The 905-nt window shown below is 58.7% G+C and carries 2 protein-coding genes; both read right to left on the bottom strand.

Annotated elements, in window-relative coordinates; all coding sequences use genetic code 11:
• Positions 1–105 precede the first annotated feature (105 nt).
• Positions 106–474: a succinate dehydrogenase, hydrophobic membrane anchor protein gene (gene sdhD, locus U5A58_RS40395; RefSeq protein ID WP_158760582.1), complete on the bottom strand. Its 369-nt coding sequence runs from the start codon at positions 472–474 to the stop codon at positions 106–108.
• A gap of 3 nt (positions 475–477) precedes the next feature.
• Positions 478–894 carry a succinate dehydrogenase, cytochrome b556 subunit gene (sdhC, locus tag U5A58_RS40390; protein ID WP_133183855.1) on the bottom strand — a complete coding sequence of 139 codons (417 nt, stop codon included), beginning with the start codon at positions 892–894 and terminating at the stop codon, positions 478–480.
• Positions 895–905 lie beyond the last annotated feature (11 nt).

The following is a 905-nucleotide window of genomic DNA, read 5'->3' as shown; positions in this document are numbered from 1 at the left end:
GCACGCGCGAGTTGCAGCGAAGCGCGCATCCCCGAGCCGCCAGCACCGACGATGACCACGTCGAACTTGCGACGCGGCAGTGAATTCTTGATTGCAGCCATTCTTTTACACTCTCCAGAGAATCTGAGCGGCGTAGCCGAGGCTGCCCAGCAGCCATGCGATCGTGAGGACGTCCAGCGTGATGCGCAGGCCGACCGGCTTGATGTAGTCCATCCAGATGTCACGCACGCCAACCCACGCGTGCAGGAACAACGCGACCAGGGTGACGAACGTGGCGAGCTTCATCCACTCAGCGGAGAAGATCGACGCCCAGCCGTCATACGAGAAGTCGTGCGCGCCAAAGAACAGGACGAGCAGCACGACCGTGTAGATCGCCATGATCACGGCGGTGGCGCGTTGTGCGATCCAGTCGCGAATGCCGTAGTGAGCGCCGACGACGTGGCGCTTCGGACCGATACCGTTTTTAGCCGACATTTTTTAGAACGCTCCGAAGAGTTTTGCCGCAAAGGCGATCGTGAGAACCGTGGAGATGATCACGACGACCAGGGAGGTCGACTTGCCTTTTTCCTTGCTCACGAGGCCATGGTTGAAGTCCATGCACAGGTGACGCACGCCAGCGCAGAAGTGAAACAGGAACGCCCATCCGAGGACCAGCACGATGAGCTTGACGATGATGTTGGAAAGGAAGCCCTTGAATACCTCGAAGCTAAGCTCCGAAGTGAGGCTCTGGTCCAACAGGAACAAGATGAAAGGCAGGAACAGGAACAAGAGCACACCGCTGATGCGGTGGCCGATCGACACACGACCTGCCAACGGCAGGCGGTATGCGAACAAGATCTGCCCAAGCCCGATGTTCCGGTATTCCGGCCTCGGTTTTTTTGCGGCTTCTGCCATGCTAGACCCCT

The organism is Paraburkholderia sp. J7 (genome assembly GCF_905220155.1).
In the GTDB taxonomy this organism is placed as follows: domain Bacteria; phylum Pseudomonadota; class Gammaproteobacteria; order Burkholderiales; family Burkholderiaceae; genus Paraburkholderia.
Note: the sequence above shows the minus strand (reverse complement) of the source record. Positions and strands in the feature narration are given on the sequence as shown.